Genomic DNA, 18760 nt, shown 5'->3' with positions numbered 1-18760 from the left:
CCGCCGGCCGCCGCGACGCCCGCCGCCCAGCCGCCGGCCGCCCGTTCGGCCGCCACCGGCGGCGACGCGGTCGCGTCGGGCACGGACCGGCAGGGTGCCGGGAGCGGCCCGGGTGCGGTGACGCAGGCCGGGTTGATCGACGACATCGTCGGCGGCATCAACCACCTGCTGAACCCCACCGCCTCGCCGAGCCCCGGCCCGACCCAGACCCCCAAGCCGGGCGCGACCGCGCCGGCCACGACCCCGGCGCCGGCAACCACCCCGGCCGGCCCGGCCTCGGCCCCGGCCCCGCGATCCGACACCCCGGCCCAGCCGCAGGCGGCGGCCGCCACCCCGGATACCGCGCCGACCGCGGCCCGGCCGTCCGGCGGCGCGCCCTCGCCCGCCGCGACGCCGAGCGGGAAGGCGAGCCCCAAGGCGACGCCCTCCGCGGGTTCCTCCGGTACGGCCTCGCCCACCGCGGGCGCCACCGGCACCCCGTCGGCCACGCCGACCGACAACCCCAACTGCGCTGTGGACACCCGGAGTCTGACGGCCGGCGCGGCCGCCTCCGGGCAGGTCGTCCCGGAGCAGAACTGGACGCTGCAGACCAGCCGGCTGGCCCTGCACGGCGCGGCCTTCCACGGTGTCTACGACGTGAAGACCCCGACCGGCAGCAAGCGGGTGCTGAAGTTCGTCGTCGACAGCGTGGACATCGACAACCTCGACATGTCGACTCTGGAGGGCAACGGTGTGACCTTCCACGTCCAGGGCGCCAAGGGTTCCACCTCGACCATGCGCGACGGCCAGGTCACCATGTACGTGGAGCGGCTGTCCGGCCACCTCTCGAAGCTGCTGGGCCTGCCGATCCCGATCGACCTGGGCGAGATCACCCTCACCCCGGACACCCTGCCGCGCTGGCTGTACGACCTGATCGGCGCCATCCCGATCCCGCTGGACCTGGAGCTGACCGGCGTCACCGCCAAGCAGGCCGGCCAGTTCGGCGGCACCCTGCACATCCCGGGGATGCACCTGTTCAACGACGACGCGCCCTACAGCGACAAGTAGCGGTGCGGCGGACGCCGTGACGCCCGTGGGGCGGCCCTCCGTACGGGAGGACCGCCCCACGGGCGTTCTGACGGGCGGGTGCTCACTCGCCCCGGGTGCCGAGGTGGTGCACCTGCACCATGTTGGTGGTGCCGGGGATGCCGACCGGGACACCGGCGGTGACGATGACGGTCTCGCCCTCGGCGAGCCGGCCCAGCCGCAGCAGCTCACGGTCGACCTGGGCGACCATGGCGTCGGTGGTGGCCACCTGCTCGGTGACGTACGCCTCGACGCCCCAGCTCAGCGACAGCTGGTTGCGGGTCGCGGAGTCCGGGGTGAACGCGATCACCGGGATCGGCGAGCGGTAGCGGGACAGCCGGCGCGCGGTGTCGCCGGACTTGGTGAACGCGACCAGCGCCTTCCCGTCGAGGAAGTCGCCCAGCTCGCACGCGGCGCGGGCGACCGAGCCGCCCTGGGTGCGCGGCTTGCGGCCCGGGTTGAGCGGCTGCAGGCCCTGGGAGACGAGCTCCTCCTCGGCCTTCTCGCAGATCCGGCTCATGGTGCGGACGGTCTCGACCGGGTACTTGCCGACGCTGGACTCGGCGGAGAGCATCACCGCGTCGGTACCGTCCAGGATGGCGTTGGCGACGTCGGAGACCTCGGCGCGGGTCGGGCGCGAGGCGTGGATCATCGACTCCATCATCTGGGTGGCGACGATGACCGGCTTGGCATTGCGGCGGGCCAGGGTGACCAGCTGCTTCTGGACCAGCGGCACCCGCTCCAGTGGGTACTCGACGGCGAGGTCGCCGCGGGCGACCATGATGGCGTCGAAGGCGAGGACGATCTCCTCCATGGCCTCGACGGCCTGCGGCTTCTCGATCTTGGCGATGACCGGCACCCGGATGCCGACCTCGTCCATGATCTCGTGGACGTCCTTGATGTCGTCCGCGTTGCGGACGAAGGACAGGGCGACCATGTCGACGCCCAGGCGCAGCGCGAAGCGCAGGTCGTCCTTGTCCTTCTCGGACAGGGCGGGCACGTTCACGGCCGCGCCGGGCAGGTTGATGCCCTTGTTGTTCGAGAGCACGCCGCCCTCGACCACCACGGTCTTCACCCGCGGGCCGTCGACGCTGACGACCTCCAGGGCGATGACGCCGTCGTTGATCAGGATCGGGTCGCCGGGCTTCACGTCGCCGGGCAGGCCCTTGTAGGTGGTGCCGCAGATGTGCTGGTCACCGGGGACGTCTTCGGTGGTGATGGTGAACTCGTCGCCGTTGTCGACGGTCACCGGGCCGTTGGCGAAGGTCGCCAGACGGATCTTCGGACCCTGGAGGTCGGCCAGGACGCCGATGGCCTTGCCGGTGTCCTCCGAGACCTGGCGGACCTTGTGGTACCGCTCCTCGTGGTCCGCGTGGTTGCCGTGGCTCATGTTCAGTCGGGCGACGTTCATGCCCGCCTCGACGATGGCCTTCAGCTGTTCGTAGGAGTCCGTCGCCGGACCCAGGGTGCAGACAATTTTCGCTCGGCGCATATGGATCAGTCTATCCGTTCGTGTTATGGGTGCATTCGGCACGGACCGGGAGGAATCGCCGACGAATAATTCCGAGGAGTGAGACGATTCCGTGTCAGTCCTCGGACCCCTGGTGTCCCCGGTGCACCAGCGCGAAGGCCTGCCGGGCGATCTCCAGCTCCTCGTCGGTGGGCACCACCGCGACCGCCACCCGGGCGTACGCGGGCGAGACGATCCGGGCCTCGCCGGAGCGCACCGAGTTCAGCTCCGGGTCCACGGCGATGCCCAGCTCCTCCAGCCCCGCGGTGGCCGCCGCGCGCACCGGCGCCGCGTTCTCCCCGACCCCCGCGGTGAACGCGATCGCGTCCACCCGGCCGAGCACCGCGTAGTAGCCGCCGATGTACTTGCGCAGCCGGTGGACGTACGAGTCGAAGGCGAGCTGCGCGTCCGCGTCCCCCTCGTCCGCTCGGCGCATGATCTCGCGCATGTCGTTGTCGCCGCACAGGCCGCGCAGGCCGCTGCGGCGGTTGAGCAGGTCGTCGATCTCGTCGATCGACAGGCCGCCGACCCGGTGCAGGTGGAACACCACGCCGGCGTCGATGTCGCCCGAGCGGGTGCCCATGACCAGGCCCTCCAGCGGGGTCAGGCCCATCGAGGTGTCCACGCAGCGACCGCCGCTGACCGCCGAGGCGGAGGCGCCGTTGCCCAGGTGCAGCACGATCACGTTGACCTCGGCCGGATCCTTGCCGAGCAGCCGGGCGGTGGCCCGCGAGACGTACTGGTGCGAGGTGCCGTGGAAGCCGTAGCGGCGCACCCGGTGCTCGTCGGCGACGTCCTTGTCGATCGCGTACCGGGCCGCGGACTCCGGCATCGAGGCGTGGAAGGCGGTGTCGAAGACGGCCACCTGGGGGAGGTCGGGGCGCAGCGCCCGGGCGACCTCGATGCCGGTGATGTTGGCCGGGTTGTGCAGCGGGGCGACCGGGATCAGCCGGCGGACCTCCCGGAGCACCTCGTCGGTGATGACGGTCGGTTCGGTGAACCGCTTGCCGCCGTGCACCACCCGGTGGCCGATCGCGGCCAGCTCGGGGGAGTCCAGCCCGAGGCCGTCGGCGGCCAGTTCCTCGGCGACGGCCTTCAGCGCGGCGCTGTGGTCCGGGAAGACCTGCGAGGCCTCGCGCCGCTCGCCCGTGCGCGGGGTGTGCACCAGGCGCCCGCCGGCCTCGCCGATCCGCTCGACCAGCCCGGAGGCCAGCCGGGCGCCGTCCAGCATGTCGATCAGCTGGTACTTCACCGACGAGGAGCCGGCGTTCAGCACCAGGACGCGGGTGCCGTCACTCATGCGCCCACCTCCGTGACGTGCGCGGCGGGCGTTCCGCGGAACGTGCACCTGCCGATGGTCCTCCCCCGGCCCTCGGCCGGGGGGACCCCCACGCTCCGCTCACTCATGCCTGCGCCTCCTTGCGGTCCTGGGACTGGATGGCGGTGATCGCGACCGTGTTGACGATGTCCTGCACCAGCGCCCCGCGCGACAGGTCGTTGACGGGTTTGCGCAGCCCCTGCAGCACCGGGCCGACCGCGACCGCGCCGGCCGAGCGCTGCACGGCCTTGTAGGTGTTGTTGCCGGTGTTGAGGTCCGGGAAGATCAGCACGGTGGCCCGACCGGCGACCGGCGAGCCCGGCAGCTTGGTGGCCGCGACGTGCTCGTCCACCGCCGCGTCGTACTGGATCGGGCCCTCCACCAGGATGTCCGGCCGCAGCTCGCGGACGAGCTCGGTGGCCTTGCGGACCTTGTCGACGTCCGCGCCCGAGCCCGAGGTGCCGGTCGAGTACGAGAGCATCGCGACCCGCGGTTCGACACCGAACTGGGCGGCGGTCGCGGCGGCCTGGATCGCGATGTCGGCCAGCTGCTGGGCGTCCGGGTCGGGGTTGACCGCGCAGTCGCCGTACACCAGCACCCTGTCGGCCAGGCACATGAAGAAGACGGAGGAGACGATCGAGGCGCCCGGCGAGGTCTTGATCACCTCGAAGGCGGGCCGGATGGTGGCCGCGGTGGAGTGCGCCGCGCCGGAGACCATGCCGTCCGCGATGCCCTCCTGGACCATCAGGGTGCCGAAGTAGGAGACGTCGGTGACCACGTCCAGGGCCAGCTCGACGGTCATCCCCCGGTGGGCCCGCAGCCGTGCGTACAGCTCGGCGAACTGGCGGCGCAGCGGGCTGGTGGTCGGGTCGACGATCCGGACCTGCGCGCGGTCGGCGGCCGGGTCTTCCCCGGCCCGGCTGCCGGCAGGTGCCCCCGCCTGGGGCAGTTCGATGCCGAGGCCGGCGGCCTTGCGGCGCACCGCGTCCGGCTCGCCGAGCAGGGTGAGGTCGCAGATGTTGCGGCGCAGCAGGATCTCGGCGGCGCGCAGCACCCGCTCCTCGGTGCCCTCGGGCAGCACCACGTGCCGACGGCCGGCCCGGGCGCGTTCCAGCAGCTCGTGCTCGAACATCATCGGGGTGACCCGTTCGGACCGGCCGACCTCGATCAGGTTGGTCAACTCGGCGGTGTCGACGTGCAGTTCGAACAGGCCGAGGGCGATCTCGGCCTTCCGCGGGCTGGCCGCGGTGAGCTTGCCCTCCAGGTGGGTCAGGGTGGCGGCGGTGGGCCAGCTGCCCTCCGGGACGACCGCGACCGGGGTGCCCGGGGCGAGCCGGGCGGCCAGCGCCATCACGTTCGGGCCGGGGTGCTGGCCGAGCGTCAGCAGCACGCCGGCGATCGGCGGGGCGCCGGCGGCGTGCGCGGCCAGGGAGCCGATCACCAGGTCGGCGCGGTCCCCGGGGGTGACGACCAGCGCGCCCTCGGTCAGCGCGTCCAGGAAGGTCGGCAGCATCGCGCCGCCGAAGACGTAGCCGCGCACGTCCCGGGCCAGGCCGGAGGCGTCCCCGAGCAGCACCTCGGCGCCGGTCGCCTCGACCAGCTGGGAGACGGTCGGCGCGGCCAGCGCCGGCTCCTCCGGGATGACGTAGGCGGGGATGGGCAGCTTCTCGGTGAGTTTGCGCTGGATCCGCTGCTTGCCGCCGGGGGCGACCCGGTTGGCGATCATCGCCAGGGTCTCGCAGCCGAGGTCGGTGTACGCCCGGTGGGCGTTGCGCACCTCGGCGATCACGGCCTCCGGGTCCCCGGCGTGCCCGCCGACCACGGGCAGCACGGCGGCGCCGAACTCGTTGGCGAGGCGGGCGTTGAAGGCCAGCTCGTCCGGGATGTTGGTGTCGGCGAAGTCGGTGCCGAGCACCAGCACCGCCTGGCAGCGCCGTTCCAGCGCGCGGAACCGGTCGACCAGGACGGAGACCAGCTCGTCCTGTCCCTGGGCGGCCTGCAGCGCGGCGGCCTCCTCGTAGGTGAGGCCGTACAGCTCGGTGCCCGGCAGGTCGATCCGGTAGCGGCCGCGCAGCAGTTCGACCACGTGGTCCGATCCCGGCTGCCCGGGCGCGGCGGCGTGCACCAGCGGGCGGAAGACCCCGACCCGGTCCACCTGGCGGGTGAGCAGTTCCATGACCCCGAGTTCGACGGCCTGGCGGCCGTCCCCCCGGTCGATCCCGGTCACGTACACGCTGCGCGCCACGTGGGTGTCTCCGTTCCGTCGCCTCGGAAGGTGGTCATATCGACCATACCTTCGCACCCCGAACGACCGTCCGCGAGCAGAGGACCGCACCCGGGGCAAGGGGCGAAGGCCCTGTCGGGAGGCGGCGGAGGTCAGCGCTCGACGTTGGTGGTCTCCGAGCCGGACAGCTCCACCGTCATCCCGCCGAGGAAGATCTCCGACACCCGCCGGTCCACCAGCCAGCCGTGCGGCCGCCGCAGGGAGTCGCCGCGGCCGGGCGTCCAGCCGTCGGCGGCGAGCGCGGCCCGCAGTCGGGCCTGCACTTCGGCGGGCGACAGGCCGGTGCTGCTGCCGAGGGTGAGGGTCCGGGAGCAGAAGTTCGAGCCGCAGTAGCCCTCGTCGGCGTGCTCGACGGTCACCCCGGGCGGCAGCGGTACTTCGGCGAGGCTCGGAAGGAAGGAGTCGCGGCCGATGAGCAGGTAGGCGAACGCGATCACCACCCCGGCCAGGGTGTGGACGGTGATCGCGACGGCCGAGCCGGCCACCGGGTGGTCGTACTCCTTCTCGGGCCGGGGGCCGCGCAGCCACCGCTCGGCCAGCCCGCCCGCGAGGACCACCAGGCCGGCGGCGGTCGGGTAGCCGACCTCGATCTCGGCGGTGGCGCGGGTGAAGTACCAGTCCTCCTCCAGGCCGACGAGCGCGACGGCCAGGCCGGCGAGGACGGCGAAGACGGTCACCCCGATCACCCGGGTGCGGACCAGGAACGCCCAGCAGATCGCCGGCAGCAGGAGGTAGAGCAGTTCCAGCACGAGAAGCACGCGCAAGCCCCCCGCCTGCTGACGACCAGTCCCAGGCGGGGAGCCTAGGCGATCACGCCGGGCGGAGCCAGAGGGTGGAGAGCGGCGGGAGGATCAGTTCGGCGGAGCGGGGCTGACCGTCCCATTCCACCGCTTCGGCCTTGACCGGGTGGGAGTTGCCGATGCCGCTGCCGCCGTACTCCTCGGCGTCGGTGTTCAGCAGTTCCTCCCACAGCTGGTCCCGGCCCGCCAGCCGGGGCAGGCCGACCCGGCGGCCGTGCCGGACGACCGGGGAGAAGTTGCAGACCGCGACCAGCGGGGTGCCGTCGGCCGCGTAGCGGACGTAGGAGAGCAGGTTGTCGTCGGCGGCGCCGCCGTCGAGCCAGCGGAAGCCGTCCGGGGTGGTGTCCAGCTCCCACAGGGCCGGGGTGTCGAGGTAGTGCCGGTTGAGGTCGCGGACCAGGCGGCGCACGCCGCGGTGGTCCCGGTGGGCCGGCCACTGCTCGTCGAGCACCCACCACTGCGGGCCCTGCTCGTGGTCCCACTCCGCGCCTTGGGCGAACTCCTGCCCCATGTACAGCAGTTGCTTGCCCGGGTGGGACCACATGAAGCCCAGGTAGGCGCGGTGGTTGGCGCGCTGCTGCCACCAGTCGCCGGGCATCTTGGAGACCAGGGCCTGCTTGCCGTGGACGACCTCGTCGTGCGAGATCGGCAGGACGTAGTTCTCCGAGTAGGCGTACACCATCGAGAAGGTGATCTCGTTGTGGTGGTACTTGCGGTGCACCGGCTCCTTGGACATGTAGACCAGCGAGTCGTGCATCCAGCCCATGTTCCACTTCAGCCCGAAGCCGAGGCCGCCGGCGTCGGTGGGGCGGGTGACCCCGTCCCAGGCGGTGGACTCCTCGGCGATGGTGATCACGCCGGGGCAGCGCCGGTAGACGGTGGCGTTCATCTCCTGGAGGAAGGAGGCCGCGTCCAGGTTCTCCCGGCCGCCGTACTGGTTGGGCGTCCAGGCGTCGCCCTCGCGGGAGTAGTCCAGGTAGAGCATCGAGGCGACGGCGTCCACCCGCAGGCCGTCGATGTGGAACTCCTCGCACCAGTAGACCGCGTTGGCGACGAGGAAGTTGCGCACCTCCTTGCGGCCGTAGTCGAACTCCAGCGTCCCCCAGTCGGGGTGCTCGGCGCGCTGCGGGTCGGCGGGCTCGTACAGCGGCTCGCCGTCGAAGCGGGCGAGCGCGAAGTCGTCCTTGGGGAAGTGCGCGGGCACCCAGTCGACGATCACGCCGATGCCGTGCCGGTGCAGGGTGTCGACCAGGTACCGGAACCCGTCCGGGCCGCCGAGCCGGGCGGTGGGGGCGTAGTAGCCGGACACCTGGTAGCCCCAGGAACCGCCGAACGGGTGCTCCATCACCGGCATGAACTCCACGTGGGTGAAGTTCAACTCCTTCAGGTACCGGGGGAGTTCCCCGGCGATGGCGCGGTAGTCGGTGAGGTCGGGGCGCCAGGAGGGCAGGTGCAGCTCGTACACCGACATCGGTGCCCGGTGGTGCGTGGCGCGGGCCCGGCGGGCCATCCACTCGTCGTCCTGCCACGTGTAGGAGGAGGAGGTGACCACCGAGGCGGTGCCGGGCGGGCACTGGGCGGCCCGGGCGAGCGGGTCGGCCTTGTCGAGCACCCAGCCCTGCCGGGTGTGGACCTCGTACTTGTACGTGGCGCCCTCGGCCAGGCCCGGGACGAACAGCTCCCAGATCCCGGACGAGCCGAGCGAGCGCATCGGGTGCCCGGTGCCGTTCCAGTGGTTGAAGTCGCCGATCAGCCGCACCCCGACCGCGTTGGGCGCCCAGACCGCGAACGCGGTGCCGGCCACGCCGTCGACGGTGCGCACGTGCGAGCCGAGCGCCCGCCACAGTTGCTCGTGCCGGCCTTCGGAGATCAGGTGCAGGTCGAGGTCGCCGAGGGTGGGCGGGGTGCGGTAGCCGTCCTGCTGGCGCAGTGGCTCGCCGTCCGGGTAGGACACCAGCAGGGAGTAGTCCGGGAGGTCGCCGCCGACCACCAGGCCGGTGAACAACCCGCTCTGCTGGTGGGTGAGTTCGGCCGGGCCCTCGGGGGTCTCGACGACCACCCGGTCGGCGAACGGGCGCAGCACCCGGATCGCCGTGCCGCCGTGCACGGGGTGCGCGCCGAGCAGCGCGTGCGGGTCGTGGTGCCGCCCGCCCACCAGCCGGTCCACCTCGGACGGCGGCAGCGGCGCCTCGGGCAGGCGCAGGGACCCGGACGGCGCGGTGGGCGGGACGGCGGGCGGCGAGGTGGCCGGCCCGCTCGCCGCCGGGGCCTCGGCCCCGGGCGGGAGGGCCTCCTGGTCCTCGGCCGGGGGCGTGCCCGGGCCGGCCGTGAAGGTGGCCGGAACTGGGCGGTTGGGGCGGCCGGTCGGGTCGAGCGGCGTCACGGCGTGGTCCTCCTGCGGCGGGGGTGGGCGAACTCCTGCGGGCGGTACGGGGAACGGCGGTGCGGGACGGGCGAACGGGGGCGGGCGAGCGGGGCGGCGGGGTCGGCGGTCAGACGGACAGGGCGAGCCGGTTGATCGCGGCCAGCGGGATCGGCAGCCAGCTCGGTCGGTGCCGGGCCTCGTACACCACCTCGTAGACCGCCTTGTCGATCTCCAGCGCCCGCATCAGCTCCGGCGAGGCCGCCGGGTCGGCGCCGCCCCCGGCGGTGTAGCCGGCGCAGAAGGCGGTGCGGTTGCGCTGCGCCCAGGCGGCGGCCAGGTGGGCGAGCTCCGGGTCGACCGGGCCGCCGGCCAGCAGGTGGGCGGCGGCGTAGTCGAAGGAGCGGAGCATCGCGGCGACGTCGCGCAGGGCGGGCTGTGGTTCGCGCCGTTCGTTGACCGACTTGGCGGGCTCGCCCTCGAAGTCCAGCAGCACCCAGCCGTGCGGGGTCCGCATCGCCTGGCCGAGGTGGAGGTCGCCGTGGATGCGCTGGACCGGCAGGCCGTCCGGGTGGGCGTCGGCGAGCTGCTGGAAGGCGGTGCGCAGCGCGGCCCGGAAGCGCAGCAGTCCGGGGACGGCGGCGACGGCGCTGTCCAGCCGGTCGGCCATCGCGGTGGCGAGCCGACCGGTCTGGGTGCGGTCGAGCCGGGCGACCGGCATCGACCGGGCCAGGACCCGGTGCACCTCGGCGGTGGCCCGGCCGAGCCGGTGCGCCTCGATGGCGAAGTTGCCGGGGGAGCGGTCGCCCTTGAGCCGGCCGACCTGGTCGAGGGCGAGCTCCCAGCCGTCCTCGGCGTCCGGCAGGTAGCGCTGGAGCAGGCCGAGGGTGGCGGGTTCGGCGCGTTCCATCCGGCTCTCGAACCAGGCGGCGACCCGGGGGATCCGGGTGGAGCCGGCCCGGGAGAGGGCGAGCGAGAGTTCGAGGTCGGGGTTGGTGCCGGGGTGGATGCGCCGGAACAGCTTGAGGATGTACGAGGTGCCGTAGATGACCGAGCTGTTGGACTGCTCGGCGGTGGAGGCGCGGCCGGGGAGGTTGGCGGGCAGTCCGGAGCCGGGGGTGCGGCGGAAGGACAGTGAGCCGAAGCGGTCGCCGGTGGCCAGGTGTTCCAGCAGGCGGCCGGTGAGTTCGGGGTCGTGCACCGCGTCGTAGAGGGTCGCGCCGTCGTACGGGCCCTGGCTGAGCCGGCCGAGCACGGCGCCGGGCCCGATGTCCCCGAGCCCCTGCGAGCGGATGCCGAGCAGTAGCTGGTAGATGTCGCCGTGCGGGGCGCCGGCCGTCGTGGCGTGCTCGACCCGCAGCAGCAGGTGCAGCAGGGCCGGGTCGCCGACCTGGAGCGGGGTGCCGACCACGGGGGTGAGGCCGGTGATGGGCCGTCCCTTCCCGGCGTACCAGCGCTGGGTGGGCAGCCACGCGGCGATCAGCGGCAGCGCCGCCTGGACGAGTTCGCTGACCCCCAGGGCTGTTCTCCGGAGCCCGGAGCCCCGCGCGCCGGTCGGCGCGGTGGAGCCGGCCGGGGCGTCGTGCTGCACATGGGCTTGAGAACGGGAGGTTTCGGACATGACTCCCTTTCCCCGGAATCACGCGGACTGCCCGACGGGTCGTGGCCGGGTCCGTCAGTCTTCCGGATTTCGGCGGCGCGGCGGTCGCGGCACGCGAGCACGGCTCGGGTGTCACGCCTTCGTGTGGGTGGCCGTTGGGCTGTTCTCCGTACGCGGCGGTGCAGAGAACTCCGGGGGCGCTGGGGTTCGACCGGCGCCCCCGGAGGGTTCGGTGGTGCGTCGTGCGGGGTGCGGCGGGGCGCGGCGGATCGTTACTTCGACCGCCTGGTCCCGCTCAGGCGCGGGGGCTGCCGGAGCTGGAACCAGTAGAAGCCGTGCCCGGCCAGGGTGAGCAGGTAGGGCCACTCGCCGATCGACGGGAAGCGCACCCCGCCGATCAGCTCGACCGGGTACCGTCCGCCGTACTGCCGCAGGTCCAGTTCGGTCGGTTGCGCGAACCGCGAGAAGTTGTTCACGCACATGACCAGGTCCCCCTCGTACTCGCGCACGAAGGCCAGCACGGCGGGGTTGCTGGACGGCAGTTCGGTGTAGCTGCCGAGGCCGAACGCCGGATTGAGCTTGCGGATCTCGATCATGCGACGCGTCCAGTGCAGCAGGGAACTCGAACTGCTCTGCTGCGCCTCGACGTTGGTCACCTGATAGCCGTACACCGGGTCCATGATGGGCGGCAGACTGAGCCTGCCCGGGTCGGCGGAGGAGAAACCCGCGTTGCGGTCCGGGGTCCACTGCATCGGCGTGCGCACGCCGTCCCGGTCGCCGAGCCAGATGTTGTCGCCCATGCCGATCTCGTCCCCGTAGTAGAGCACCGGGGAGCCGGGCAGGGAGAACAGCAGGGCGGTGAACAGCTCGATCTGGTTGCGGTCGTTCTCCAGCAGCGGGGCGAGCCGGCGGCGGATGCCCACGTTGGCGCGCATCCGGGGGTCCTTGGCGTACTCCGCGTACATGTAGTCGCGCTCCTCGTCGGTGACCATCTCCAGGGTCAGCTCGTCGTGGTTGCGCAGGAAGATGCCCCACTGGCACCCGTTGGGGATGTGCGGGGTCTTGGCGAGGATCTCGGACACCGGGTAGCGGGACTCGCGGCGCACCGCCATGAAGATCCGCGGCATCACCGGGAAGTGGAACGCCATGTGGCACTCGTCGCCGCCCGAGGTGAAGTCGCCGAAGTAGTCGACGACGTCCTCCGGCCACTGGTTGGCCTCGGCGAGCAGCACGGTGTCGGGGTAGTCGGCGTCGATCTCCTTGCGGACCCGCTTGAGGAACTCGTGGGTCTCCGGCAGGTTCTCGCAGTTGGTGCCCTCGCGGGCGAACAGGTAGGGCACAGCGTCCAGCCGGAAGCCGTCGATGCCGAGGTCGAGCCAGAACCGGAGCCCGGCGATCATCTCGTCCTGGACCCGGGGGTTGTCGTAGTTGAGGTCCGGCTGGTGCGAGAAGAAGCGGTGCCAGTAGTACTGCTTGCGGACCGGGTCGTAGGTCCAGTTGGAGGTCTCGGTGTCGACGAAGATGATCCGGGCGTCCGGGTACTGCTTGTCGTCGTCGGCCCACATGTAGAAGTCGCCGTACGGCCCGTCCGGGTCCGTCCGGGAGGCCTGGAACCACGGGTGCTGGTCGCTGGTGTGGTTCATGACGAAGTCGATGATCACGCGCATGCCGCGGGCGTGCGCGGCGTCGGTGAACTCCATGAAGTCGGCGAGGTCGCCGAACTCCGGCAGCACCGAGGTGTAGTCGGAGACGTCGTAGCCGCCGTCACGCAGCGGCGAGGCGAAGAACGGGGGGAGCCAGAGGCAGTCGATCCCGAGCCACTGGAGGTAGTCGAGCTTGGCCGTGAGCCCCTTGAGGTCCCCGACCCCGTCGCCGTTGCTGTCCTGGAAGGACCGCACCAGCACCTCGTAGAAGACCGCACGCTTGAACCACTCGGGGTCCAGGTTCTTCTTCGAGGTCTCGGGGAAGGTGTCGGGGACGGGCTCGTTCACTGTCACGCTGGGTTCCTCCGAACCGTGAGGAGGTGAGCCGGCTCGGCTGAGGGATCGAGCCGGACGTAGTTGTGCCGGCCCCAGGTGTAGACGGCGCCGGTGAGCTCGTCGTGCACCGCGTACGGGCCGTCGCCGTCGAGCGTCACGGTGGCCTCCTGGACGTGGTGCGGGTCGAGGTTCACCACGGTGATGACCTGGTCGGTGAGGCCCTCGGGGGTGGTCGCGGTCTTGGAGTAGGCGAGCACCTTGTCGTTGTCGGTGGGGTGGAAGCGCAGGTCACGCAGCTGCTGCAGGGCGGGGTGGCGCTTGCGCAGCCGGTTCAGCACGGTCAGCAGCGGGGCGAGGGTGTCGGTGCGGTTCCAGTCGCGCGGGCGCAGCTCGTACTTCTCCGAGTGCAGGTACTCCTCGGAGCCCGGGTGGGCCGGCTCGTCCTCGTACAGCTCGTAGCCGGCGTAGACGCCGTAGCTGGGGGAGAGGGTGGCGGCGAGCACCGCGCGGACGGCGAAGGCGGCGCGGCCGCCGTCCTGCAGGTAGCCGTGCAGGATGTCCGGGGTGTTGGCGAAGAAGTTGGGGCGCATGTACGCGGCTGCGTCGCCGGTGAGTTCGGTGAGGTACTCGGTCAGTTCCGGCTTGGTGGTGCGCCAGGTGAAGTACGTGTACGACTGGTGGAAACCGATCTTCGCCAGGGCGTGCATCATCGCGGGGCGGGTGAAGGCCTCCGCCAGGAACACGACATCGGGGTCGGTGCGGGCGATGTCGGCGAGCACCTTCTCCCAGAACAGCACCGGTTTGGTGTGCGGGTTGTCGACCCGGAAGATCCGCACGCCGTGGGACATCCAGAACCGCAGGATCCGGATGGTTTCCTTGACGATTCCATCCATGTCCTGGTCGAAGTTGATCGGATAGATGTCCTGATACTTCTTCGGCGGGTTCTCGGCGTACGCGATGGTGCCGTCCGTGCGGTGGCTGAACCATTCCGGGTGCTTGTTCACCCAGGGGTGGTCCGGGGAGCACTGGAGGGCGAAGTCGAGCGCCACCTCCAGGTGCAGCTCCAGGGCCTCGGCGACGAAGTGGTCGAAGTCCTCGATGGTGCCGAGGTCCGGGTGGACGGCGTCGTGGCCGCCCTCGGGGGAGCCGATCGCCCAGGGCGAGCCGACGTCGTGCGGACCGGCCGTCAGGGTGTTGTCCGGGCCCTTGCGGAAGGCTCGGCCGATCGGGTGGACCGGCGGCAGGTAGACCACGTCGAAGCCCATCGCGGCGACCGCGGGCAGCCGCTCGGCGGCGGTGCGCAGGGTGCCCGTGCGCGGCGGCTCGACGCCGCTCGGGTCCACCACCGCGCCCTCCGACCGGGGGAAGAACTCGTACCAGGAGCCGAACAGTGCGCGCTCGCGGTCCACCTGCAGTGGCAGCGGACGCGAGGCGCTGAGCAGTTCGCGCAGCGGGTGGCGGGCCAGCAGCTCCAGCACCTCGGGGGCGAGGGCGGCGGCCAGCCGCGACAGCGGCGGCATGGTCGGGTCGCGCAGCGCGTCGGCGGCGGCCAGCACGTCGGCGCGGCCGTCCTTCTTCGGCACGCCGGCCGCGGCCTGCTCGAACAGCCGGGCGCCCTCCTCCAGGACCAGCGCGGTGTCGATCCCGGCGGGCAGTTTCACCGAGGCGGTCCTGCGCCAGGTGGCGATCGGGTCGCTCCACGCCTCCACCAGGTACGACCACCGGCCGGGCGCGGTCGGGGTGACGTGCGCGCCCCAGCGGTCGGTGCCCTCGGCGAGTTCGCGCATCGGCGTCCACGGGCCGCTGCGGCCGCGCGGGTCGCGCAGCACCACGTTGGCGTTGACGGCGTCGTGGCCCTCGCGGAAGACGGTCGCGGTGACCAGGAAGGTCTCGCCGACGACGGCCTTGGCCGGGCGGCGGCCGGAGTCGACGAGCGGGCTGACGTCCAGGACGGGGATGCGGCCGATCACGGTGTCGCTCTCTGTCTTGCGGGCGGTGGTCTTGGCAGCGGGTTTCGCGGCGGTCCCGGCCGCGGAGGTCTTGGCCGCGGCCGCCTTAGGGGCGGCCGCCTTCTTCGCCGCGGCGGTCCGGCGCGGCGCGGGGCCGGCCGCGGCGTCGGCCTTCGGGGTGGCGGCCGACGCGGTGGCGGTGGTGCGGCGCGTGGTGGTGCGCCTGCGGGGTGCCGCGGTCCGGTCCTCCTCGGCCCCGGGTCGTCGGGGCGCCGCGGAGGGCGGTGCTGCTGGGGGCTGTGCTGCGGGGGGCCGGGATTCGGAGGATCCGCCACCGACCGCCCCGGACGCCCTGGGCGCAGGCATCGGCGGATCTGTCCGAGTGTCAGAATCCATCCGTCCGGCGGATTCCGCGACCGCTGAGTCGAGGTTTTCGGCCACCGGTGTGGACTGGTCCCGCGTGTCGCCGTGCATGCCAAACTCCTGCCCGAGATCGGCGGCAGCTCCCGCGGGCCGGGTTCGGGCCAGGGGAGTACCGGGAGGACTGCTGGGTGGGGAGGACGTGCGACCGGAAGCCTGCCCGCGCCGCTGTCCCCGGCAACCTGCCCGGCGCCCGCCGAACCGGTGGCGGAACGCCCCGGAGCCCGTGCGCGTCCCGGCGCACGCCTCCGGGGGCACGCCCCTGGGCGGCCCGGTCCACCCGTGAACGAGCGGGCCGGGCGCGAGGACACGCGTCGGTGTGCGGTGAGCGCCGAATGGGCTAAGGAGAGCGGGAACGGCCAACGTGAAAAGGATTCGGACGTGCTGCTTCAAGGGGGACGCCACCCGTCGCCGGACTCCCCACAGCATCAACGACCTTCGGTCATCCTCGCATCGGCGACAAGGTTTTTGCAGCGGTACGACAGTAGTTTCGGGCCTTCTCATGAGCGGATGCGCCGGCGGAAATGGATCCGTACCGCAGAGTTCACGTATTGGTAGCGCGGGCCCCCGAAATGTGCGCCTCGCGCGCCCCCCGTGCAGACCAATGCGCCGAATGCGATCTCATCAATAGGCCGAACGGATGCCCAATAGCCCACTTGACGCACTGTCGGGCCGACCGCCGCGGCTACGCTTCACGCCGTGAAGGCAATCCGCAGATTCACCGTCCGCACCGTCCTGCCCGAACAACTCCAGCCGTTGCACGAGCTGGCCCTCAACCTGCGCTGGTCCTGGCACCCCGAGACCAGGGACCTGTTCCGGTCCGTGGACCCGGAGGTCTGGGCCGCGACCGGCGAGGACCCGGTGCGGCTGCTCGGGGAGGTCCCGGCCGGCCGGCTCGCCGCACTCGCCGCCGACCGGCGGTTCCTGCGCAGACTCGGCGACCTCGCCGACGACCTGCGCGACTACCTGACCGGCCCGCGCTGGTACCAGACCCGCCGGCCGGAGTCCGGCGCCGACCCGCTGCCCGCCGCGATCGCCTACTTCTCGCCCGAGTACGGCATCGCCGCGGCGCTGCCGCAGTACTCCGGCGGGCTCGGCATCCTGGCCGGCGACCACCTCAAGGCCGCCAGCGACCTCGGCGTCCCGGTCGTCGGGGTAGGGCTGTTCTACCGGCACGGCTACTTCCGGCAGTCCCTCGGCCGGGACGGCTGGCAGCAGGAGCGCTACCCGCTGCTCGACCCGGACGAACTCGCGGTCAGCCCGCTGCGGGAGGCCGACGGCACCCCCTGCCGGATCGACCTCGTCCTGCCCGGCGGCCGCACCCTGGCCGCCCGGATCTGGAAAGCCCAGGTCGGGCGGGTCCCGCTGCTGCTCCTCGACTCCGACATCGAGGCCAACTCGCCCGCCGAACGCGAGGTCACCGACCGGCTGTACGGCGGCGGCAGCGAGCACCGGCTGCTGCAGGAGATGCTGCTCGGCATCGGCGGCGTCCGGGCGGTGCGCGCCTACTGCCGGCTCACCGGGCACCCCGCCCCCGAGGTCTTCCACACCAACGAGGGCCACGCGGGCTTCCTCGGCGTCGAACGGATCCGCGAACTCGTCGCCGAGGACCCGGCCGGCCCCGACTTCGCGGCCGCCCTGGAATCCGTCCGGGCCGGCACCCTCTTCACCACCCACACGCCCGTCCCGGCCGGCATCGACCGCTTCGACCGCGACCTGGTCGCCCGCCACTTCGGCGGCGACGCCGCGCTGCCCGGCGTCCCGGTCGACCAGGTGCTCGCGCTCGGCGCCGAGACCTGGCGCGGCGGGGACCCGAAGCTCTTCAACATGGCCGCCATGGGCCTGCGACTGGCCCAGCGCGCCAACGGGGTCTCCACCCTGCACGGCGCGGTCAGCCGCTCGATGTTCAACGGCCTGTGGCCCGGCTTCGACCCCTCCGAGGTGCCGATCACCTCGGTCACCAACGGCGTGCACGCCGCGACCTGGATCGACCCGGCGGTGGTCCGGCTCGGCGCCGCCGAGATCGGCGCCGAGCGCGCCGAGGAGGCCATGACCACCGGCGAGGCCACCCGCTGGACCGGTCTGGAGGCGATCGGCAACGCCGAGGTCTGGGACCTGCGCCGCACCCTGCGCGCCCAGCTGGTGGACGAGGCCCGCCGCCGGCTGCGCGCCTCCTGGCGCCAGCGCGGGGCCGGCGAGGCCGAACTCGGCTGGGTCTCCTCGGTGCTCGACCCCGACGTGCTCACCATCGGCTTCGCCCGCCGGGTGCCCTCGTACAAGCGGCTCACGCTGATGCTGCGCGACCCGGAGCGGCTGCGCGCCCTGCTGCTGCACCCCACCCGGCCGGTGCAGATCGTGGTGGCCGGCAAGGCCCACCCGGCCGACGACGGCGGCAAGCGGCTGATCCAGCAGATGGTCGCCTTCGCCGACGACCCGGCCGCCCGGCACCGGATCGTCTTCCTGCCGGACTACGACATGGCGATGGCCCGGCACCTCTACCCGGGCTGCGACGTGTGGCTCAACAACCCGCTGCGCCCGCTGGAGGCCTGCGGCACCTCCGGGATGAAGGCCGCGCTCAACGGCTGCCTCAACCTGTCCGTCCTGGACGGCTGGTGGGACGAGTGGTACGACGGCCGCAACGGCTGGGCGATCCCCACCGCCGACGAGAGCGGCGGCGTGCTCGACCCGGACAGCGGCGAGGCCGAGCGGCGCGACGACATCGAGGCGGCCGCGCTCTACGACCTGATCGAGCAGCAGGTCGCCGCGCGGTTCTACGACCGTGACGCGGACGGGCTGCCGCACCACTGGATCGCCATGGTCCGGCACACCCTGGTCACCCTCGGGCCCAAGGTGCTGGCCGGCCGGATGGTCCGCGAGTACGTCGAACGGCTGTACTCCCCCGCGGCGCTGGCCCAGCGGGAGCTGGCGGCCGGGGGCAACCGCGGTGCGCGGGAGCTGGCGCTCTGGAAGACGAAGGTCCGGGAGTCCTGGCCGGCCGTGCGGGTCGAGCACGTCGAGGCGGACTGCCCGGCCGAGGCCCAGGAACTGGGCAGCTCGCTGGCACTGCGGGTGCAGGTCGCGCTCGGCACGCTGGAGCCGGGCGACGTCGAGGTCCAGGTGGTCTCCGGCCGGGTCGACGAGTCGGACGGCATCTCGGACGCCTGCCTGCTCGCCCTCAAGGCGGTCGGCGGGCCCGACCTGGACGGCCGCACCCGCTACGAGGGCGCACTGGAGCTCTGCCGGACCGGTCCGTTCGGTTACACCGTCCGGGTGCTGCCCGCGCACCCGCGGCTGGCCTCCCCGGCCGAGCTGGGCCTGGTCGCCCTGCCGGCCGAGTCGGCCGGGATGGACACGGGGCCGCTGCGCTGACGGCGCGCCGGACGACCGCCGTGCGACCGTCGCGGACGGCGTTCGTCCGGCCGTCCGGCCGTTCGGCCGTTCGGCGGGGAGGGCGGCCCGGCCGGGTGCGTGAC

At 72.7% G+C, this 18760-nt stretch carries 9 protein-coding genes and 1 pseudogene; 2 read left to right on the top strand and 8 right to left on the bottom strand.

Features of this window, described 5'->3' with window-relative positions:
* Positions 1-1047, top strand: a pseudogene (locus tag ACFV04_RS38620) (hypothetical protein); the annotation flags it as partial.
* Between the two features lie 82 nt (positions 1048-1129).
* On the opposite strand, the gene pyk reads toward ACFV04_RS38620, so the two are convergent.
* The 8 genes from pyk to ACFV04_RS38580 form a co-directional block, all read right to left on the bottom strand.
* Positions 1130-2557 carry a pyruvate kinase gene (gene pyk / locus ACFV04_RS38615; RefSeq protein ID WP_380342934.1) on the bottom strand — a complete coding sequence of 476 codons (1428 nt, stop codon included), beginning with the start codon at positions 2555-2557 and terminating at the stop codon, positions 1130-1132.
* Between the two features lie 94 nt (positions 2558-2651).
* Entirely contained in the window at positions 2652-3875 is a 1224-nt protein-coding gene (locus tag ACFV04_RS38610) for an acetate kinase (protein ID WP_380535679.1), read from the bottom strand.
* A 103-nt stretch (positions 3876-3978) separates the two neighbouring features.
* Complete coding sequence (gene pta, locus ACFV04_RS38605) at positions 3979-6138, bottom strand: phosphate acetyltransferase (protein WP_380342930.1); 2160 nt, start codon at positions 6136-6138, stop codon at positions 3979-3981.
* 131 nt (positions 6139-6269) lie between these two features.
* Positions 6270-6941, bottom strand: coding sequence for a hypothetical protein (locus ACFV04_RS38600; RefSeq protein ID WP_380535677.1), 672 nt, complete (start codon positions 6939-6941; stop codon positions 6270-6272).
* 46 nt (positions 6942-6987) lie between these two features.
* Entirely contained in the window at positions 6988-9360 is a 2373-nt protein-coding gene (gene glgB / locus ACFV04_RS38595; protein WP_380535675.1) for a 1,4-alpha-glucan branching protein GlgB, read from the bottom strand.
* Between the two features lie 109 nt (positions 9361-9469).
* The gene (locus tag ACFV04_RS38590) at positions 9470-10960 is read right to left on the bottom strand and encodes a phosphotransferase (RefSeq protein WP_360254082.1); all 1491 of its coding nucleotides are present in this window, start codon (positions 10958-10960) and stop codon (positions 9470-9472) included.
* Positions 10961-11211: 251 nt separating this feature from the next.
* Positions 11212-12936, bottom strand: coding sequence for a maltose alpha-D-glucosyltransferase (treS, locus tag ACFV04_RS38585; RefSeq protein ID WP_360254084.1), 1725 nt, complete (start codon positions 12934-12936; stop codon positions 11212-11214).
* The gene (locus tag ACFV04_RS38580; RefSeq protein ID WP_380343105.1) at positions 12933-14888 is read right to left on the bottom strand and encodes an alpha-1,4-glucan--maltose-1-phosphate maltosyltransferase; all 1956 of its coding nucleotides are present in this window, start codon (positions 14886-14888) and stop codon (positions 12933-12935) included. The genes treS and ACFV04_RS38580 overlap by 4 nt, the downstream gene beginning before the upstream one ends.
* Positions 14889-15986: 1098 nt before the next feature.
* Between ACFV04_RS38580 and glgP the strand changes: the two genes are divergently transcribed.
* Entirely contained in the window at positions 15987-18656 is a 2670-nt protein-coding gene (gene glgP, locus ACFV04_RS38575; protein WP_380535673.1) for an alpha-glucan family phosphorylase, read from the top strand.
* The last annotated feature ends 104 nt before the right edge of the window (positions 18657-18760 follow it).

This window comes from Kitasatospora sp. NPDC059599 (assembly GCF_042735125.1).
Taxonomy (GTDB): domain Bacteria; phylum Actinomycetota; class Actinomycetes; order Streptomycetales; family Streptomycetaceae; genus Kitasatospora.
Note: the sequence above shows the minus strand (reverse complement) of the source record. Positions and strands in the feature narration are given on the sequence as shown.